The 19,248-nt window shown below is 52.0% G+C and carries 15 protein-coding genes, 1 tRNA gene and 1 pseudogene; 3 read left to right on the top strand and 14 right to left on the bottom strand.

The annotated features are described in order from the left end of the window. Nucleotides 1-230: 230 nt before the first annotated feature. From EDF73_RS08375 to EDF73_RS08420, 10 genes are all read right to left on the bottom strand, one after another. Nucleotides 231-2,348 (bottom strand): TonB-dependent siderophore receptor, encoded by a 2,118-nt coding sequence (locus EDF73_RS08375; RefSeq protein ID WP_132728239.1) that lies wholly within the window; start codon nucleotides 2,346-2,348, stop codon nucleotides 231-233. 108 nt (nucleotides 2,349-2,456) lie between these two features. Continuing rightward, on the bottom strand, nucleotides 2,457-3,434 hold the full coding sequence (locus tag EDF73_RS08380; protein WP_347812714.1) for a helix-turn-helix domain-containing protein: 978 nt from the start codon (nucleotides 3,432-3,434) through the stop codon (nucleotides 2,457-2,459). 147 nt (nucleotides 3,435-3,581) lie between these two features. Beyond that, nucleotides 3,582-5,096, bottom strand: coding sequence for a M81 family metallopeptidase (locus tag EDF73_RS08385; protein ID WP_132728241.1), 1,515 nt, complete (start codon nucleotides 5,094-5,096; stop codon nucleotides 3,582-3,584). After that, nucleotides 5,096-6,586 (bottom strand): FGGY family carbohydrate kinase, encoded by a 1,491-nt coding sequence (locus EDF73_RS08390; protein WP_132728243.1) that lies wholly within the window; start codon nucleotides 6,584-6,586, stop codon nucleotides 5,096-5,098. Before EDF73_RS08390 ends, EDF73_RS08385 begins: the two co-directional genes overlap by 1 nt. Nucleotides 6,587-6,676: 90 nt before the next feature. Then, a complete protein-coding gene (locus tag EDF73_RS08395; RefSeq protein WP_132728244.1) occupies nucleotides 6,677-7,462 on the bottom strand; it encodes a DeoR/GlpR family DNA-binding transcription regulator in 786 nt (261 codons plus the stop codon). 174 nt (nucleotides 7,463-7,636) lie between these two features. Beyond that, the gene (locus EDF73_RS08400; protein WP_132728246.1) at nucleotides 7,637-8,875 is read right to left on the bottom strand and encodes an FAD/NAD(P)-binding oxidoreductase; all 1,239 of its coding nucleotides are present in this window, start codon (nucleotides 8,873-8,875) and stop codon (nucleotides 7,637-7,639) included. Continuing rightward, a complete protein-coding gene (locus EDF73_RS08405; protein ID WP_132728247.1) occupies nucleotides 8,865-10,259 on the bottom strand; it encodes an NAD(P)/FAD-dependent oxidoreductase in 1,395 nt (464 codons plus the stop codon). The genes EDF73_RS08400 and EDF73_RS08405 overlap by 11 nt, the downstream gene beginning before the upstream one ends. Continuing rightward, entirely contained in the window at nucleotides 10,256-11,230 is a 975-nt protein-coding gene (locus EDF73_RS08410; RefSeq protein ID WP_132728249.1) for an ABC transporter permease, read from the bottom strand. The genes EDF73_RS08405 and EDF73_RS08410 overlap by 4 nt, the downstream gene beginning before the upstream one ends. Nucleotides 11,231-11,246: 16 nt before the next feature. Next, nucleotides 11,247-13,775 carry an ATP-binding cassette domain-containing protein gene (locus tag EDF73_RS08415; RefSeq protein WP_132728251.1) on the bottom strand — a complete coding sequence of 843 codons (2,529 nt, stop codon included), beginning with the start codon at nucleotides 13,773-13,775 and terminating at the stop codon, nucleotides 11,247-11,249. 46 nt (nucleotides 13,776-13,821) lie between these two features. Then, on the bottom strand, nucleotides 13,822-14,856 hold the full coding sequence (locus EDF73_RS08420) for a sugar ABC transporter substrate-binding protein (protein WP_132728253.1): 1,035 nt from the start codon (nucleotides 14,854-14,856) through the stop codon (nucleotides 13,822-13,824). A gap of 317 nt (nucleotides 14,857-15,173) precedes the next feature. Between EDF73_RS08420 and EDF73_RS08425 the strand changes: the two are divergent. Beyond that, a pseudogene (locus tag EDF73_RS08425) lies at nucleotides 15,174-15,832 on the top strand (IS3 family transposase); the annotation flags it as partial. Between the two features lie 21 nt (nucleotides 15,833-15,853). Continuing rightward, on the top strand, nucleotides 15,854-16,045 hold the full coding sequence (locus tag EDF73_RS27640) for a hypothetical protein (protein WP_132728255.1): 192 nt from the start codon (nucleotides 15,854-15,856) through the stop codon (nucleotides 16,043-16,045). Here the strand turns inward: EDF73_RS27640 and EDF73_RS08435 are convergent. Together EDF73_RS08435 and EDF73_RS08440 are read right to left on the bottom strand one after the other, a co-directional pair. Then, a complete protein-coding gene (locus EDF73_RS08435) occupies nucleotides 16,036-16,362 on the bottom strand; it encodes a DUF1493 family protein (RefSeq protein WP_132728257.1) in 327 nt (108 codons plus the stop codon). The two genes, EDF73_RS27640 and EDF73_RS08435, sit on opposite strands and share 10 nt — an antisense overlap. Next, nucleotides 16,356-16,820 (bottom strand): STM2901 family protein, encoded by a 465-nt coding sequence (locus tag EDF73_RS08440; RefSeq protein WP_132728258.1) that lies wholly within the window; start codon nucleotides 16,818-16,820, stop codon nucleotides 16,356-16,358. The genes EDF73_RS08435 and EDF73_RS08440 overlap by 7 nt, the downstream gene beginning before the upstream one ends. 537 nt (nucleotides 16,821-17,357) lie before the next feature. Here EDF73_RS08440 and EDF73_RS08445 point away from each other — a divergent pair. Further along, complete coding sequence (locus EDF73_RS08445) at nucleotides 17,358-18,116, top strand: DUF4225 domain-containing protein (RefSeq protein WP_132728260.1); 759 nt, start codon at nucleotides 17,358-17,360, stop codon at nucleotides 18,114-18,116. Here the strand turns inward: EDF73_RS08445 and EDF73_RS08450 are convergent. Next, nucleotides 18,113-18,427: a hypothetical protein gene (locus tag EDF73_RS08450; protein WP_132728262.1), complete on the bottom strand. Its 315-nt coding sequence runs from the start codon at nucleotides 18,425-18,427 to the stop codon at nucleotides 18,113-18,115. The genes EDF73_RS08445 and EDF73_RS08450 overlap by 4 nt on opposite strands. A 674-nt stretch (nucleotides 18,428-19,101) precedes the next feature. Beyond that, nucleotides 19,102-19,174: transfer RNA gene (locus tag EDF73_RS08460), tRNA-Thr, on the bottom strand. Nucleotides 19,175-19,248 lie beyond the last annotated feature (74 nt).

The raw sequence follows: 19,248 nt of genomic DNA on the forward strand, positions 1-19,248 counted from the left end.
CCTGCATACTACCCGGCGACAGCAGTCGCCGGGGGATGAAGCCTATTTTTCTGCCTAAAGCGCCCTTGAGCTTTAACCGCTCGTCTCGGGCGTGGTATGGCTGGTGCCTGAGGATTTTTTGCCTGCCACTCCTGCAGATGGTCGTGTTCCCGAAATCCCAGGCTGCTTAATGGCCCTTCCTGCTGCAGGTACGGATACCCTGGTCATAGAAGAGCTCAAGGCGATAACGATTAGAAATCGTAACCCACGGTGGCAGCAATTGAACGTTCCGCTCCCCAGTAGCAATAGCCGGTACCATAGCAGGCGGCCACATATTTACGATCGGTCAAGTTATTAGCGTTCACCTGTAGCCAGGCTCCTTTCAGGCTGCTGTTCCAGGCGCCGAGATCGGCGCGTACGGAGGCATCCATCAGCGTGACAGACGCTAAACGGGTACTGTTTTCGTTATCCGCCCACTGTTTACCAATGTAGCGCACGCCTGCGCCTGCGGACAAACCATAATCAAACTGGTAGCGCCCCCAGGCGGAAGCCATCGAATTGGGGGTCAGGTACGGCGTGTGGCCATCGTTGCCGTCAACCGCGTCCTTAAAGCGTACCCGGTTCAAGGTATAATTGGCGATGAGGCTCAAATTTGACGTCAGCTGGTTATGCGCTTCCAGCTCAATCCCTTGCGAATGCACTTTCCCGACCGGCTCGTAGTAAGCCTCGCGTACGATGCGGTTCCCCACGTCTTTCTGGGTCAGATCGTATATCGCAATGCTGTAGAGATCCCTGGTGCCGATCGGTTGGTATTTCACCCCGGCCTCATACTGCTCTGCGGTGGTGGGCTTGAGGATGCTGCCGTCCTGCCCGGACAGGGACTGTGGCGTAATGGCCTGACTGTAGCTGATGTAAGGTGAGATACCGTGGTCGAAGGCGTAAAGCAGCGAGGCGCGGCCGCCGACATGGTCGTCCTGACGGCGATGTTTTATGTCGGTGGCGTCGGTATCCGTCTGTGACACAATGCGGTCATAGCGGCCAGAAAGATCCAGGTGCCAGCGGTTCCACGCTATCTCATCCTGCAGATAAATCCCCGTCTGATAGTAACGCCGCTGGCTACCATAGAAGTCGTAACCATAGCGGGGGCCTACGGTTTCCCCGGTACGGGCGTTGAGCTGATTGGCATAGCCACTCGCGTCTCTGAGATCGTTTTTGTACTGATGGTATTCCGCGCCGAGCACGACTTTATGCTGGAGATCGCCGGTGTTGAAGTCCGCTTCCAGTTGATTATCGATCGCCCAGGCGTCGAGGGACGATCGCGAGCCGGAGTAGTAGCGATTCAACAGATCCGAATTGCTGGCGTCCCAGCCGATCTGATACACCTGATCGAGATCGACATTCGCGTGGGAATAGCTGGCGTTAGTGCGGAATGCCCAGGTTTCGTTAAAGCGGTGCGCAAACGCCAGACTGTAGATCTGCTGACGGCGTTTGAACTGATCGAGGCTACTGTCGCCATCATAGAAACCCTTGCTCAGCTTATAGCCGTTATGTTCGGTAATGCTGCCTTCGCCCGGAACCGCGCTGTGGTAACCCCCGGAAGGCGCTTTTTCCAGATAGGCCCGCAGCAGCAGAGAGGTATTTTCACCGGATTGCCAGAGCAGCGACGGCGAAATGGCGTATTTTTCTTCACGCGTGTGCTGGTACTGCGTATCGCTGGAACGCGTCAGACCAGTCAGGCGAAACGCCAGCCGTTCGTTAATCGCGTTGGTGTAGTCAAAAGCGGCTCCTTGGGTGTTATTGCTGCCGCTCAGCAAGCGGATATGGCCCTGTTCCGTGAACAGCGGATTTTTGGATGTTTCCATCACCAGACCGCCGGGGACGGTCTGGCCATACAGCGCAGAGGAGGGCCCTTTAATCACGTCGATACGTTCCAGGAACCACGGGTCGATTTGTAACACATTATAGCTACCGGCATCGCTCATCAGCCGCAGGCCATCGAGGAAAACGTTGTCGACGTCGCTACCGTGGAACCCTCGCAGAGACACCGTGTCATAGCGTGTCGCCGCTCCGGCAAAGTTGGTGAAAGCGCCGGCGGTGTAGTTTAGCGCCTCATTAACCGTTAAAGCGCCCTGATCTTCCATCTGCTGACGGGTTATGACTGAAATCGACTGCCCGGTGACGATTAACGGTTTGTCTGTTTTGGTCGCTCCTTTACTGCTGGTAGCGGTATAGCCGCTGGTCGGGGCATCCGCAAAGTCCGCCGTAGAGCCGATAACCGTCATGCTATCTTCGGCAAAGCCGCAGGACGGGAAGGTGACTGCCAGACCACACAGAAGAACAGAACGTTTCAGGATAAAGGCGATTCCCATTATCAACACCTCATTATTTAAAGTACAGGAGGCACCATTATCGCTGCGGCGTACTATCCACAGGCTATGCGCGGCGATGAGTTATGTATGAGTAACAACAAAAGAGGGTTAGCTATTGCGTATCGCGCTTGGCGCGATACCGTAGCGACGGCGAAAAGCGGTGGCAAAATTGGTGGCGTGTTGATAACCGGACATCCAGGCCGCCTGCTGGACGCTGCAACCCTGCTGCAGGTGGTGATACGCCAGTGCTAGTCGACAGTCACGCAGGTAATCGAACACTGACTCGCCATACGCCTGACGGAATTTGGCGCTCAGGCTACTGGAGCTCATGGCCGCGCTGCGCGCCAGATCGCACAGCGTATGCTCCTGCTGCGGCTGCTGCTCCAGCCGCTGGCGCACGCTTTCAAGCCGCCCCCATTCGCTGGCGGAGAACTGCGGCGATACCGGACATTCCTCCCTCATTGCATACCCCAGTACCTGCATCGCCACCCCGTCCAACAGCAGCCGGCGCGTGATGAGCGGGGCCTGGCACGCCAGGGCGGCATGGATGCTGGTCAGTAAATACTCCGGTACCGACCATAGACAACAAGGACGTTTCATCTGTCCCCAGACGGAAAGCAGTTCGGCCACCGCTGACGATAGCTGCAGGGTTTCAGGAGAGAACCCCAGCACCATGGTCTTCAACTGCGCATCCGCCAGATGACTGACGTTCATCACCCATTGCTCGCCCAGCCGAGTGGTTAACGCCGTTCCCGGACGCACGATAAAATACTGTTCGCCCAGCCGGATGCGTAAGCAACCCTCCAGAACGATCAGCGTGTACATCGGTGAACTACGCAGCGAGGTCGATTCATACGGCTGCATAACCTGCACGTGGGAATGGGTGAGTTGAATACCGGATGGCAGCAGAGTTTCTTCCACGCTCCCCCGTACGACAATGCGCCGATATTTATCGCAATCGTAGCGCGACGTCAGCGCCGGGAAACGGTAGTCGATCCCATAACGCTCGCCAAAATCGAAGAAGTCTTCAACCAGGAATGATTGTCGCGACGGCGTGGCGGCGTGGTGGTTGGTCATATTAGTCATTGGAAATCAGGAAATGATGGTGAAGTATTATCAGACCAAAGAGATATCATACACAAGAGGAAACGATAATTATTCTCACTTGTGGTTGAGGGGCTTCATCCTGAGTGGAGGCCTTCGAACAGGCCTCGTCGTGAGGAATCGCGTTACCTACTGAGACACCTGATGGGCAAATCTCACCGGCCACTCTGTCAGTTCGTTATCTGTCCACGGATAGAGCGTTTGCGGGAGCTTTTCAAAAGGCAGAGCGGTGAGATCGGAACTTGCTGAGCCAGGAGTATTGGCTTCATAAATCACACCGGCCAGTTTTTCATATGCCACGCGGAATGATGTTGACGCTTTCACCACCAGCAGATCGTACAGCGTCGGTTCGATACCGTGAGCGCGATAGAGTTGCGGATCGCCATTTCCGGCCATCCATTCACAGACGACGATATCGAGATTTCCCACGCTGAGCACCGCCGTCGCGCCTATGCGTTGAATCATTCCGCGCCCGGCAGGCCCTTCTTGCCTGAAAACGCCGTCATGAAGGGATTTGACATAGGCCTGTACCTTAATCGCTTGCGAACGTTTGTCGCGGGATGCACCTAAGGTAAATTCAGCCGTCGCCCCCACGCCCAGACGATGTGCCTGGCGTGCGGCTTGCTCATCATTGACGACGGTGGCGGCACGTAATCCGCTACCTGAGAGCAGGATCTCGGCTGCTGCGGCCATATTGTCGCCAGCGGCTCCTGCATTACAAGAGTCAGCGGAATCCACCAGGATCACCGGTTTTTTTTCATCGGGATCGCTGGCGCGGGTGATAACGTCGCCGATCGGCATCAGTTTGACGCTAAATGCATGGCGCTGGTCATAGAGCATTTGCGCCAGCTGACGAGCATATTTTGCCGCGTCCTCGGGCGAATCGGCGGCCACCACGACGGCCGAGTTGGGGTGAGGAATATCCAGCCAGGGCTGCATTTGGTAAACCGAGAAATCAATGATTTTTTTATCGTTTTTAAGCACGTTACCGAAATCAATAATCGCTTTAAATGGCCCTTTTAACGTGCTGTAAGAGGCCGCGGGCACAATCATCGGTACCGGTACCCAGGCGGTGACGGGTTTATGCTGCGCGGTGATGCACTCCAGCCCCAGAGTGGCGACGCGCACGCCGGTTTCGAAGTAGTCAACGTGCGGATAGGTGAGATAAGCCAGGACCACGTCACTGTTATCAATCAGGGTTTCCGAGATATAGGCATGGAGATCGCTGGCAATGGCAATGACCGCGTCGTCGCCGACCAGTTCCCGGACTCGCCGCGTAATTTCGCCTTCCGGATCGTCATAGCCGGTGGTGACCAGCGCGCCATGATAAGAGATAAACACCCCGTCGAGGGGCAGATTCTCACTGATTTGCGGGAGCAGCTGCGCCAGATAGTGATCCATAACCGCCTGTTCAGCGACCCCGCCGCTTTGGCATGACATCACCGTGCCGCAAACTACCTCTGGCCGATGTTCAGACCGATCCAGAACCTGTAAAAAACCACCTATCGCGCAAGGCTGTCCGGCAAAATGCTGTCTGACTTCGGCCCCCTGGTAAATACCGTTTTGTTGCCAAAATGCCAGTGTCGATTGTTGCGGATTGAATGAGTTACTTTCCTGCCTAAATTCAGTAATCAGCACTTTCATTAGTGTTCACCATTCAGTTGATTATAAATATCTTTCAACGCCGGATAGAGCTGCATATAGATAGCGTAATTTTTTTGATAAACATCCCGCCAGGCAGGATTGGGCGTAAATATTTGCCGGGAAGAGTTCCGTTGGGCGAGCGTCGCGACCTCTTCATGCCAGCCCAAGGCTCGAGCTGCGCAGTAATAGGCGCCCAGGGTGCCGCTATAGCGAGGAGAGGCCGGGACTTCTACGCGAATTTGCAGGATATCGGCAAGCATTTGCATCCAGACCGCGCTCATTGCTCCGCCGCCGACAACGCGAATACTTTCGCGAGATTGACCGGTCAGTTTTTCTAATGTCGCCATATTATGGCGGTGGGTGAAGCAGACGCTTTCCATCATGGCGCGGACCATATGACGGCGATCGTGGCGCGTCGTAAGATTGAGAAATAAGCCTTTGGCATTTTTGGCAAAAGGAGTGAGCTCTCCGGTGAGCCAATGGGCCGCGATAAGCCCTTCACAGCTCGGGGGGACTTGGCTCACCTCTTGCTGAATAAGCCGGTAGATGTCATGACCCATCTGCTCACGTTCGGCGCGGTAAACCTGCTCAATGATCCACTCCAGCGCTAAGCACCCGGTTTGTAGCGGATAGACGGCGCCTTCCTGCTGCGCATTGATCGAAAAATAGAGTGGCGCGGCGAGCTGCGAACGCTGCCGGATGACGTTTACCAGCCATGATGATGTGCCAAAATAGATATGGGCGTCATTCAGCTGTGATTTGTCCGCTCCCCAGGTGATGGCCACCAGATCGCCAAAACCGCTGATAACCGGTATACCGCTGGCGATACCCAGCTGCCGCGCCGCGCGGGGGGTCAGAGAGCCAACGATGTCGGTTGCCGCGCGGGCCGGGGGAAATTTATCGATATCCCCTGCCAGGTTCGCCGCCTCAAGAATCGATTGGTACCAGGCGTGTAGTTGCGGATTCTCAGAACGAATAAAGTCATCCGAAGGTTCGGTATACAGTTTGCCGGTCGCGCGAAATTTAAAGTAGGTATTTAGGCCGACGATATGCGCCGTACGCTGCCATAGCGCGGGGTGCCGCTCTTTTAGCCACATCAACCGCGGCCAGTACTCCTGACCGCTACCGACAACCTGACCGAGGGTATGATTCAGCCGCTCAGACTGCTCATGGGCACGAGCATCCATCCAGATAATGCTGTTATGCAGCAGGCGACCCTGGGAATCGAGCGCGATAATGTTTTTCCACGGCGCAACAAAAATCAGCGCGCTGATTTCACTGCTGCTCACTCCGCTACGATCGATCACCTGCCGGCTGGCAACGCAAATTTGTTGCCAGATTTCATCAGGATCCTGTTCAGCCCACCCTGGCTGCGGGTGCGAAACGCGATAGCTCGCACTGCCTTCGGCCACGATGTCACCCGCTCGATTCATCAAGGCTGCTTTCAGGGAGGTCGTTCCAATATCAAATGTCATGATGTGTTTATGCATCAGGCCTCCGCTAATCAATGGGCTGTTTTGGATACACGCTTCTCTTACCTCACCTTTCCGGCCGGTGACTATTTCTACGCTAAATTCGCCTCAGGCCTCTTTTGCCCCCTGTACCGCGGCGTTAAAGATTTCAACGCCCGCATCGCTCAGGGCGGCCTGTAAGCCGGGCTCAGGATCCCCGCTGGTGATAATGCGATCGACCTTATCCAGAGGACACACGGTGAACAGCGCCGTGCGCCCAAGCTTACTGCTATCCGCCAGAACCGTGACCTGATCGGCTTTGGCAACCATGGTCCTGGCGATTTCAGTCTCCTCCAGGTCATAGTCCATTACGCCATGAGTATCCAGAGCACCAACGGTTATGACGGCGTGCGTGGCCTGGAACTGCTTGATTTGCTCCACGGCGATGGGTCCGATGTTTTCTGCTTCTTCCTCGCGATACTGACCGCCAATCAGGAAAACGCGGTGATTGCGATCGCTGCCGGCAAATATCTGGGTAATAGATACCGAATTGGTCAGAACGGTGAGTTCGGTGGTGCTGATGGCCAGTTCGCGGGCAAATGCCAGGGTCGTGGTACCCGTATCAATAAAGAGCGACTCTCCCTGGTGAAATAAGGTTGCCGCAAACTGAGCAATCATCTTTTTTTCATGGGCGCTTTCCGTCAGTCGGGTGCTAAATTTGCCCTCGTGCAGGGTATCGAGAGAGGTTGCGCCGCCATGAAATTTACGCAGTTGTCCGCTAATGGCTAAATCCGTTAAATCCCGGCGGATCGTTTCTCGCGAAGTGCTGAATTTTTCCGACAGAAAATCTACGGTGACTTTTCGCTTTTCATTCACCAGCGCGAGGATTTCGGTGCGTCGCTGCTCAGGCCGCATAATCAATAACTCCTGGAAAATAGTGCAATAAAAATGAGCAAGTCCCATCGCGCCTGCCATCCGTTTTCGTGATGGCCGCGCGTATGTGCAGAGCAGAACTCTGGGCCACGGTGTTTAATATCATATTTGCTTCAGCTTAATAAGCGTGGCCATTATTTTCATAAGCTAAGTCGGTTACTCTTTATTTTTTAGGGCAATCGTAATCGGTTCTGCAGAGTGCAAATTTTTCAGCTGCGATAGTGGAATAAGGATCCGTCTCTCCGGCAACAGGCTCCTTTTTTTCTGCCAAAGAATCTGCCCCTGCTGAATCAGCTGCAGTTCACCCTGTACGGGCTTCAGGACGCGAAGCTGGAGCCTGTCGATACCCTGACCAATATCCCTGCTGACGATACGCTGTGGTACCAGCCATTTGATCGCCTCATCGCCGCTCTGCAGTGCGATATCCGCGGGTGGAGCCGCTTTTTTCGCGGCGAGATCGCTGGCGACCATTTCGCCAACCAGTTTTCCTTCACGGAAAGACCAGCCTGCGGTTTCCAGGGCTCTTAACATATTGCCTGTCGCATAGTAGGTAGGGTCGCTGCAGCGGCCGAACTGATCGATCTCCGGACCGCCGGTCGCGGGATCCAGGCGCAGATGGCTGGCGCGAATGAGGGCCGAATCAGGAATAAATTGTCCGGTAAATAACACGCCGTCACAGGAGATATCGCGCTCAACGCCTCGCTGGCGTATACGGACCGACTCTACCCGTTTTACCCCATCGATATGCATAATCTCACATTGATAATTTACCGGTACCCCCAGCAGGCGGGGTAGCAGCATAAAGGGACGCCGGGTGGTAGGACGGCCGTGGCTCTCGACCATGGCGACCGGTTTAATTCCCGCGTGGCGACAGGTCAGCAGCGCGGAGAGCGACACCAGCTCCGTTCCGACAATTAAGGGCCGTTTAAACGGCTGTAGCCCCCGGAGATAGACCCAGGATTGTAATGCTCCGGTATTCATTATGCCCGTTGGGCGATCGCCGGAGACCAATAGTGCGGAACGCGGCGATTCACGTACGCCGGTGGCCATAATAATGCGCCGGGCCTGGAGTTGCCGTATCCCCTCCGCGGTACTGACCACCAGCGTCGCGTTGGGTTCAATACTGACAACCGTGGTATTGGCCATCACCTCAACGTTGTGAGCCTCCGCCAGCTGGGCTAAACGTCGCGCATATTCACTTCCCTGCAACACACGGCCGAACTCGCGCATACCGAAAGGCGAGTGGCCGCAATGGCGAGGTATGCCGCCGACTTCAGGTTCCCGTTCAAGAACAATGACCCGGCCAACGTTCTGGCGTTTCAGCGCCACCGCAGCCGCAATACCGGCTGGACCGCCGCCAATAACGAATACATCGGCAACTATATTATTCTTCATCGACGTCCCCTGTTATCAATAAATCGCCCCACTTTTCGCGACTCAATTCAGCGACGCGGCTACTGCAGTAAAAACCCTGGCAGCGCCCCATACAGGCCCGCGTTCTTCTTTTTAATCCCCCAAGATCTCGTGCCGGGAGCTGGCCGCTTAATGCCGCGTCGATTTCACGACGCGTGACTCGTTCACAGTGACAAACCATCTCGTCATTGCCGGGTTGCTGCCAGTCGCGTGGTAAATGTTCGGCGAGATTAGGAACGGGATGACAAACGGGCTCAGCTAAAGGCGTCAGGTTTTTGCCTGGACGATCGCTATACAGGTCAAATAAGTATGCGGCGAGACCCAGCGCGGCGGTCAGACCGGTCGAGCGAATCCCTCCCGCGGCAAGGTAACCCTTTTCCGCATCATGATAGAGACGATATTCTTTGCGCTCTGTGGCCGGACGAAGCCCGGCATAAACTGCGGTGACGGGCACATCAGACAAGGCAGGGATAAGCGAAACGGCTTTCGCAATCAGCTGTTCTAGCGTCTCTTTTTCAACCGTCGCGTGCTGCCGGTCATCCTGCTCTTCCGCGGTCGGGCCCACCAGCAGATTGCCGAAAATGGTTCTGACCAGCACAATTCCTTTCGTGCGTTCACTCGGTACCGGCAGCAGTATGGTGCTTAGCAGGCGCGAAGCCACTTTATCAAAGACCACGAACTGCCCCTTGCGGGGTTTGATGGTAAAGCGTGATTGGCCCAGCAGCAGGGTTTCGACTTTATCGCCCCACACCCCGGCGCAGTTGATCGCGGTCGCGGCGCGAAACTCACCCTGATTGGTGGTTAACAGCCAGCAGTTTTCCTGTCGTACTGCCGATAGCAATTCCGTATCGCACATCACCACGGCGCCGTTATCAACCGCCTGGCGTAGATAGGCAAGGGGCGCGCTCCAGGGATCGATCACATGCTCCCCGGGAACTAAGAGCCCGCCTAAAACATGCGGCGCGAGCTGAGGCTCTCGTTCCAGTAGCTGCTTGCGATCGAGCATTTCTACGTCGTTGACGCCGTTTTGTTTAGCTTGCGCCATGATGGCAGGCAGGCGGCGAAATTCATCTTCATCCCAGGCGGCAACCACGGCTCCGGTATGTAATATCGGCAGGTTAAGCCGTTCCCGGATAGCCTGATATTCGCGATACCCCCTTTGCATACAGGCGAGTTCGTCGCTGTTAACCGGGGCATCGAATCCGGTATGTAAGATAGCGCTGTTGGCTTTGCTGGCGCCGGAGAGAATATCGCCGCCCTTTTCAATCAGGAGAACGGTGGCGCCTTCGAGGACAAAGCGGCGCGCGACCGCGCAGCCGACCACACCTGCACCGACAACCACGACATCAAAGTTTATCCCTTTCATTGAGTTACCTGCTTACGCTGCAAACGGAAATAGTTGATGCACCGATCGAGAAGGAGAATGCCGATGATGATTGCCCCTTTATAGAGATCGAGACTTGAGGGGTCGACGCCGAGGATACGCAGCGCGCCGGTGAGTAAACTGATGATCAACGCTCCGCAAACCACCCCGCTAACGTAGCCGCGACCGCCAAACAGGCTGGTCCCCCCAATCACCGCCGCCGCGATGGCATCCAGCAGGAGGTTTACACCGCCAACGTTAGGGTTCACCACCGGGACGCGGGAAATAAACACCACGGCCGTCATAAAAACAAACACCGATGAAAGCGCAAATACCCCAATCTTCTGTTTTACGACGGAGATACCGGCGAGTTCCGCTCGTTCCAGCGACGATCCGACCGCATAGGTTTTCAGACCAAATGCCGTGCGGCGGGAAATCCAGGCACATAGCAAAGCGGTGATGCCAACAAAGATGACGGTGGGCGGTAGCCCCCATGAAGAGGTAAAGGCGCCGAAGCGACGTAGCACGGGATTCATCACCAGGATGGTGCCGGTTTTCGCGACCATTAAGGTGGCACCCTGCAGAATCAGCATCGTGGCCAAAGTGGCAATAAAAGAGGGTAACTTTAAAACAGCGACCATTACCCCGTTAAAGACTCCAAATGCCAGGCACGCCAGCAGCCCAATCAGCAGGGTAGGAATTAATTCCGTCCCCGATGACAGCAACGTTCCCATGGTCACCGCGCAAAATGAGACTAAGTGACCGGCGGATAAATCAATTTCGCCGGTAAGCAGGATCCAAAACAGGCCTAATCCCATCAGCGCAATGGTGGTTGCCTGTAACATCACGATGACGAGATTGTTTAATGAAACGATCCTGTTATCTACCGCCGCGAAGAGCAGCAGTAAAACGATCAGCAGCAGTATCGGTGCCAGGTTCAACACCATGCCTATCCATGAATGCGATGATTTCATGATGATTTCTTCCTGTTTAAACGTATTTAAAGGCCAGGCTCATCACCTGCTCTTCCGTGGCGCCCCGGGGAAGTTCCCCGGCAATCCGTCCTTTACTGAGGACAATGATTCTGTCAGCCACGCCAAGCGCTTCGGGAAGCTCGCTGGAAACCATCAAAATGCCCATTCCCTGCTGTTTTAATTGCGCAATGAGATTGTGAATTTCAAATTTAGCGCCGACATCAACCCCGTTAGTGGGTTCATCCAACAACAACAAACGTGAGTTGGTTGCCAGCCATTTACCAATGACGATTTTTTGCTGATTACCGCCCGATAAACTGCTCACCGGATTCTCGGGATCCGCAGGACGGACGCCGAGTTGGGCAATCAGCTGCTTCGCTAATTTATCGATGGCTGACCGGCGCAGGATGCCAACGAAGCTGTTATGCAAAATCCAGCGAAGAGACAGGTTATCCTTCAAAGACATACAGCCGATGAAACCTTCTTTATGACGATCTTCAGGAACATAGGCGACGCCTAATTGGCTGGCTCTGCGGGCATGTCCAGAAGTGATTTGCGATTGATCAACGCGTATCTTCCCGTGATGAAAATGGTCTAAGCCCGCGATGCAGCGCATTAACTCTGTGCGACCGCTGCCCATCAGTCCTGTCAACGCCACCAGCTCGCCTCGTTTGACGGAGATATTGATATTCTGTAGCAGACTGCCCATTGAGAGATCTTCAATACTGAGCAAGGTGTCGCCAGGTTCTGCCTGACGCCAGGGGAAAACGTTGCCGATATCACGGCCCACCATCATATTGATCAACGCAGCTTCTGTTGTTTCAGGTAGCGCGGCCTCGCCCACTTTTTGTCCATCCCGCAGCACCACGGCGCGACTGGCGAGGGTATAGATCTCCTGCATTTTGTGTGAGATGTAGAGAACACAGCAGCGTCTTTTCAACAGGCGTGCAATTAATAAATAGAGCTGATCGCGTTCAGGATTCGTTAACGCGCTGGTCGGTTCGTCCATCACAATCAGCCAGGCATCTGCCATCATGGCTTTTGCCACTTCGACCATCTGGCATTGCCCAATAGTGAGATCGGCAATTTTGGCATCAGGATTGATTTCCAGCTGTAGCTCAGCGAGCAAGGCGCGGGCCTGTTGCCGCATTGCGCGACGATTAAGCGAAATGCCGAAATAGCGCGGCAGCGTCGATTGCGCGAGGGCTAAGTTTTCCGCCACGGTTAATTCAGGAATCAGACTGAAATGCTGGTGGATGACCGAAATACCCGCCTGGCGGCTATCGGCAGGAGATTTTAAATTGATCCGGGTATTATCCAGCCATATTTCCCCCTCTTCCGGGTGGTAGATCCCGGAGAGTATTTTAACCAACGTTGATTTACCGGCCCCATTTTCCCCCATCAAGGCCACAACCTCCCCACGATTGAGCCGCAGCGACACATTGGACAGTGCTTTAACGCCGGGGAAAATCTTTGAGATGCCTTTTAACTCAAAACTGTGTGCCGACTGGACGCTCGCCGCCGCGTCAGGATGGGCCGAGCGTTTTGCCGACAGCAAGGATTTAATATTGATATTTTTCAAAAGACTACGCTGACTAAGTAACACCGCAATCAGCACGAAGCCACCGGTGACAAAGTAATTGACCTGCTGGGAGACCTGTAGAAAGGATAGGCCGGTGTTGATCACCCCGAGTAATAAGGCGCCTAAGGCGGTTCCTAATATGGACCCCTGGCCGCCGGCAAGTCTCGCACCGCCAATAATCGCGGCGGTAATCGCGGCAAATTCTAGTCCTAATCCTGCCAAAGGTTGCGCCGATCCCACCCGGCCGGTCGTTAATAACGCGCCAACGCCCGCGCTGGCGCCCGCAAAGACGTAAATCAGCGTGGTGGTCACGCGCACCGGGATTAATGAAGCATGGGCGGCTTCTGTATTGCCGCCGGTCGCATAGATCCAGCGGCCAAATATGGTGCGGCTAAGTAAAAACATCCAAAGTACGGCGAAGAGCGCGGCGATTAATAAGCTGACCGGGATACCGGCGATAGTTGTCTGGCCAAACCAGAGATACAACGCCGAGTCGACGGCAATAGATTGTGAGCCTGAGAAACTGAGGGCGACGCCTCTGGCAAAAGCATAAACCGCCAGCGTGGTCACAAAAGGGCTGATACCAATCAGGCTAATCAGCGTGCCATTTAGCAGGCCAAAACCCGCGCCGATGGCAATCACCACAATAATACCTAACCAACCAGGAATACCGGTCGACTGCATAATCAAGGCCGTCAAAATGCCGCTCGCAGCCAGGACGCTGCCGACGGAAATATCAATACCCTTACAAATAATCACCGCCGTCATCGCATACGCGACGATAGCGATAACTGAAGTTTGCTGGCCAATATTTAACAAATTACCCGGCGATAAATAACCCGGCGTCACTATGCCAAAGATAGCAATAGCCATAACAATCAGCATAAATAAAATAATTTCCTGGTTTAATTTTTTACCGTTTAAGCCAGAAAAAAAAGGCAGCGACTTACGATTTTGCAACATAACGGAATACTCCAAAGCTCGGCTATGCACCGAGCTACGGTTTATTTTATTTTTCAGAGACCGTCATGGCAGAATCAGGCTTCGACGGCGCCATTTCAGCACGATAATCTTTCGCGACGATTGCGGCTTTTTCTGGCGTGATATAAGGGAAAGTCAAACCTTTAGCTTTTAATTCTCCGGCCGTTTTATCCGTGGTGACAAAATAGGTTGGCATGTATAAATCAACCGGATATTTCGCGCCTTTGGCGAGACGCGCCGCCACGGCAATATTCCAGTACCCGACACGAGATGCCCCGTTTAATACATCAACGACGTTCGAACCATCGCTGACATAAGGGAACATTTCGGGGTCGCCTTCATAGCTGACAAAGGAGATCTGGCGGCCGTTTGAATCAGCAATCGTTTTTGCCGCGACGCAAATCGAATCAGCAAAACAGCCGACGCCTTTCAGGTTCGGGTAGGTTGAGAGCCAGGTTTGCATAGCATCCGCGGAACGCGAGCTGTCCCAGTTTGTGGCCTCTACACCGACCAGTTTAATGCCCGGAAATTCTTTACTCATCACATCGCGAAAGGCTTTTTCCCGCGTATCGGAGACATAGTTACCTTTGCCGCCAATCAGTAATGCGACTTCACCCTGACCGCCAAGTTTTTGACCTAATGCGCGGGCAACGGTACTCATGTTTGAATAATCGGGATACAGCGTATTGTAATTCCAGTTACCGTCGACTTTATTGCCCATCGCAATAACCGGAATATTTTTTGCTTTTGCCTTTTGCACCGCGGTGGCGATAGCGGCGCGGTCCAGCGGATCGACCAAAATGATATCAACGCCCTGATTGACAAAGTTTTCAATATTGGAGATTTCTTTTTCAAGGCTACCTTCGGAGCCTTGCCAAATGACTTTAACGCCATAATCTTTCGCCGCTTCATCACCTGCTTGCCTCATACGGACAAAAAATGAGTTTTGCAGATCAATGGCAACCACACCGACAACGGGTTCTTTCTCAGCCGCGAAGGCCGGTGTTGATGCTAATAAGGCCAACATTACAGCGCCGGCAATACCTGTTTTCTTCACAAACATGTTTACCCCTTGCTTGAAATTACGACATCACTGAAATGAAAAACTCATACCTTGTCACGGGTAATGAGTGGCGATAAAAAATACATTTTACGACCGAAAGGTAATTTATTGATGGCCGATCAGTCAATTAAAATGTGACAAAATAGTGATCTTGATGTTGTTTTTTTGAGTTTTTCAAGATGTTTTTATTCTTAATTTATTGAAACTATTATATTAAATGATAATTTAAAATGTCATATGTTTTTTGACTGAATGGTCATAACATGACGCGATACTTAGCGCCAACGTAGCGAGGGAACAGCAGATGTCTGGGAACTCATATTCTTTTACGACGGGAAGGCTGGTTAATAAATCATAAGAAAACACCGGATTTACTGTCTGGAAGGGCTGAATCTGCGGACAAAACGACTCCGCCGACATGTCACTGCCAGACATCGGCGCGTCCGTTCGGAAGTGAGCGCAGTAGATCAGTGCTGGAGCATGGATTTTGTTGCTGATAATCTGTTCAACGGACGCCGGATCCGCGCGCTGACTATAGTCGATAATTCTAATCGGGAATGTCTGGCGATCCAGATTGGACAGGGGTTACGTGGTGAGGATGTGGTGACCGTTATGGAGCGTCTGAAGCAAATGAAGCGCTGTGTACCACTCCGGTTGCAGACGGACAATGGCAGCGAATTTATCTCCAAATCTCTGGAACAATGAGCCTATGAAAATAAGGTGACGATGGACTTCTCACGGTCTGGAAAGCCCACAGACAATGCACTGGTTGGTCGAGTCATTTAATGGCAGCCTTCGTGATGAATGTCTGAATGTGCACTGGTTCCTGTTACTGGAAGATGCTCAGGAGAAGATAGAGTACTGGCGACGGGAATATAACCAGCAACGACCTCATTCATCATTAAACAACCTGACGCCGGAAGAGTACCGACTGATGGCGGAAAAACCGGAAATCTCAAAAAGTGCGTGGAACTAAAATGGGTATGCTTGCATTACCATGGGAGTGCTGGCCCTGCTGCCGCTGGCAACCCTTGCAGGTAAGATAACCTTGAGCAACCCCGATGAACAAGAGCTGAAGGGAAGGGAGCGGCTTTGTACCTACGAAAACAGCATTTATCTGTTTACGCTAGTGACGCGCTCGCAGTCTTGTCCCTTTTCGAAGACGTTCGACACGGATGATCAGTCATAGAGCCAGCGCCCGGCTTTAGCCGACTCAACCAACATTCCTACAGTGAAATCAGGTACAGGGATAGGCTGTGTCTTCTTGAATGGATTCCATAAAATAGGAGCATCAGGGATATATGTTTTAATATCAAAAGCTCCTCTCTCAATATTGAACGTAGTGAAAAACTCGTTCATCAAATCCTCTAATTCGAGTTCATCAATATCCAAATCTGTATCCAGATCAGTTTCTGGGGTAAGCGGAACTTTCTTTGAGCTAAATACATACGTTCCTGCATATTTACGGATCAGCGTATGCACCTGCTCCTCAATGTTCTCTACCATAATTTGTCATTACCTCGTGCTATCGCGTTGTAATCACTTATTGTGTGATAGGTAATTTGAGATACATCGTAGGCTAAGACAATCCAGCCTACAACAGGGATTGCTCGCCCTGTAAATGTCCCTATATTAGCAACGGCTCGAATCCTAATAGTGGAGGGTGGATAGCCGCCAATCACTGAGGGCAGTTTCATGCCAAACGGGAATTTTGCTTTTTTGAATACGGCTCTTGAGGCTCTCGACGCATAAGAGGTTCCCTTTTCTGCGCCTTTAGGCTTTGCCCTTGTGGGGAGAGTGTTTAGCCCTGATACAATAGCAACAACAGAAGAAAAATCAGTTACGCCTAGACCTAATTGATCAACAACCTTTTCACAAAAGATCATGAAAAAGAGTTCTGAAGCGGTGAGATTTGATTGCCCGGCGTAATAGTAGGTTCCGTTCAATTCTTCTGTGGTATCCACGCTATCCCCCATAGACATTAGCCATATCGATGATATTAGAAATGGTAAACAGATACTTGTGTGATTAATCCTAAAACAGGCCTGATTTTGGACAATAGAAGCCATAAAGCCCCGTTAGTGGTACAAGCAACAAGTGGAGCAGGTCAGCTGTATGTAACATGCTCTTACCGTCTGTGTTAGGGGTTATGAAGTGGCTTTTAAGATAATTGATTGCTCATATGGTTACAATCAGCCCTTAGTTGGCAGGGTGTCTCAAAAGGAAGTCCTTTCGAGGCTATCAAAAACCGGTCAGATATTTTAAATTTGCTGCAATTTTGAGTGATGGAGATATTTATCTGCTCAGTAGTGAGAACGTAGAGCCAGGGGTATTTTCAGCATGAGGATGTAAACTGGGAGGATAAAGAGATGGGACCCCCACGGGGGCGGGTTGTGAAAGTATTTCCTGTTGTCTTCGACCTTATTGCACGTAAAATGACCAGACCCATTTTGGGAAGGAGTCTTTAATGGATATCGCGCTGCTCAACATGGTCAGATACCATGGTGAATCTTGAAGCCCGGAAACTCGTCGAAACAGCAAATCGGCTGTCAGCATTCTATTTGCAAGATGGTCTTACACGTATCAAGTTTGTCGAAGAGATAAAGCAGGTCGTAGAAAAGGAGTTCGCGGCAGCACGACGAGCCAAAACAGACGAAGAATGCATTGCATACATCAAAAATCTGCGTGCCGAAACGGATAATCTGCAAGAACAAGATCGCCTGTTAAGGACCAGAGCCGCACAACTTTATGCAAAGATAGAATTTGTTCGAGAAAATAATAAAATCGTTGGTTATGTTATATCCGCTGTAAATGTGGTGCTATCAGGCGTGGTTCTCTTTGGTGGCTTTATGATGTTATCCACTATGGGGCCGATTGGTATGCTGGCTGGGGCAGTCCTGATTGCCGATGGAATGAACGGATTAACGAAAGAAGTGCTCAACTTTGATCAGCCAGCAGGACATAAACCCTCGCAAGGTATAATTGCTGACTCCGCGATGCATACTGCCCAGTTCATGGGATTTAATCCTAACACGGGCTTGGCTCTCTATAATGGTGTTACTCTTGGTGCCAGTATATACAGCATTGTAGGACTCGCTCGAAAGACTGGAGCCTGGAGATTATTCCGCTGGCTTCCACACGATTACTATCGCAAAGTCAGCACAATGAGCACTCCTAAACTAACAATGAAGATTGTCGGTTATGGTGTTAAAGCAAAAGTGATTTTCGACCTACTGACAACAGAAAATGGAACCAGTTAATCCTTGATAGTTTTTCGGTAACGCCAGGATTTATAGGAAATTACCGGCGGCTGTGCGAAGGACATAATGGCAACCCCAAAGATCATCGCCAGCCCCCATGCAACTGCTCTATCAGGTGAGCTGAAGACGATAAGTAGCAATAGGATAAAGGTGCATACAGCCACCACTCCCGCCAAGGTAACAAATCGCCTGGCGAGATCATTTATGGCCTCTCCAAGCGTTCCTCCATATTTTTCAATATTGCTTTTTATCTTCTGCAATTCGGGCTGCGTAAACCCTGAACGTAACAAAGCCTCATCAGTCACTTTCATACAGTCTTGTCCCTTATCTCCCAGAAGTTTTTTCTCAATCGCTGATTGTGCAAGCAATCATACTGATGACCTTTACAGCAATCCAGCCGAAACTTTTCGGCAGACTCCATCTCCCCTTTCTTATATTCTGGGTGGTGCCAAGACATTGCGACGATATAAGATTAACGATCGCATGATGTTTCTGCTATTTATCAGATTTCAGACAATAGCAGCCATAAAGCCCCGTTAGTGGTAAGGAGACAAGCGGAGCGTAGCGACTTCATCAGATTGTCAGAAGGATCGCACCTTATCAGGGTGCTCGTGTACCTTTCGGAGCGTGAGCGAAACGCTGGCAGAGCCGGATCTGTAGCTACCGGGGCATTACCACTATTCACCTGTTTACGTGGCTGATAGGGCCACACATCGGGCTTAAATGTGTGTGATCAATCTGCTTCGGGATGGTTTAGAGACGCTGGCTGCGTCATTGGCTTCGAATTAATAGCGGTTCGTGTGGACTGTTCACGCTTTGTACCTGTTCGAGCTTTACAACTACAGGCCGCTACGTGCTAACATCCCTGAATAGCCACTGTTAACCATAGCGGCAACTGTTGGTCATAGAATCCCTTAAAAAAAGATCGTGCTTGAGATCGAAACTCTCTGTAACTTATTGTTTTTTATGGAATTTTTTGTGTAAGTGCCGATAATAGGAGTCGAACCTACGACCTTCGCATTACGAATGCGCTGCTCTACCAACTGAGCTATATCGGCCCTGAAAGGACATGTTCACGAATGTGAGTCACGGGGTAAAAGGTTAAAACTAAGTGGGTGACGCGTCAATGGCC

The sequence above is a fragment of the Klebsiella sp. BIGb0138 genome, assembly GCF_004342285.1.
Classification (GTDB): Bacteria; Pseudomonadota; Gammaproteobacteria; order Enterobacterales; family Enterobacteriaceae; genus Klebsiella.

Excerpts from the sequence above, each read along its gene's own strand:
- EDF73_RS08420 (WP_132728253.1), bottom strand. The coding sequence starts at position 14,856 with ATGTTTGTGAAGAAAACAGGTATTGCCGGCGCTGTAATGTTGGCCTTA.
- EDF73_RS08400 (WP_132728246.1), bottom strand. The coding sequence starts at position 8,875 with ATGAAGAATAATATAGTTGCCGATGTATTCGTTATTGGCGGCGGTCCA.
- EDF73_RS08385 (WP_132728241.1), bottom strand. The coding sequence starts at position 5,096 with ATGAAAGTGCTGATTACTGAATTTAGGCAGGAAAGTAACTCATTCAAT.
- EDF73_RS08415 (WP_132728251.1), bottom strand. The coding sequence starts at position 13,775 with ATGTTGCAAAATCGTAAGTCGCTGCCTTTTTTTTCTGGCTTAAACGGT.
- EDF73_RS08450 (WP_132728262.1), bottom strand. The coding sequence starts at position 18,427 with ATGAAAGTGACTGATGAGGCTTTGTTACGTTCAGGGTTTACGCAGCCC.
- EDF73_RS08380 (WP_347812714.1), bottom strand. The coding sequence starts at position 3,434 with ATGACTAATATGACCAACCACCACGCCGCCACGCCGTCGCGACAATCA.
- EDF73_RS08445 (WP_132728260.1), top strand. The coding sequence starts at position 17,358 with ATGGTGAATCTTGAAGCCCGGAAACTCGTCGAAACAGCAAATCGGCTG.
- EDF73_RS27640 (WP_132728255.1), top strand. The coding sequence starts at position 15,854 with ATGGGAGTGCTGGCCCTGCTGCCGCTGGCAACCCTTGCAGGTAAGATA.
- EDF73_RS08435 (WP_132728257.1), bottom strand. The coding sequence starts at position 16,362 with ATGGTAGAGAACATTGAGGAGCAGGTGCATACGCTGATCCGTAAATAT.
- EDF73_RS08390 (WP_132728243.1), bottom strand. The coding sequence starts at position 6,586 with ATGCATAAACACATCATGACATTTGATATTGGAACGACCTCCCTGAAA.
- EDF73_RS08395 (WP_132728244.1), bottom strand. The coding sequence starts at position 7,462 with ATGCGGCCTGAGCAGCGACGCACCGAAATCCTCGCGCTGGTGAATGAA.
- EDF73_RS08375 (WP_132728239.1), bottom strand. The coding sequence starts at position 2,348 with ATGGGAATCGCCTTTATCCTGAAACGTTCTGTTCTTCTGTGTGGTCTG.
- EDF73_RS08405 (WP_132728247.1), bottom strand. The coding sequence starts at position 10,259 with ATGAAAGGGATAAACTTTGATGTCGTGGTTGTCGGTGCAGGTGTGGTC.
- EDF73_RS08410 (WP_132728249.1), bottom strand. The coding sequence starts at position 11,230 with ATGAAATCATCGCATTCATGGATAGGCATGGTGTTGAACCTGGCACCG.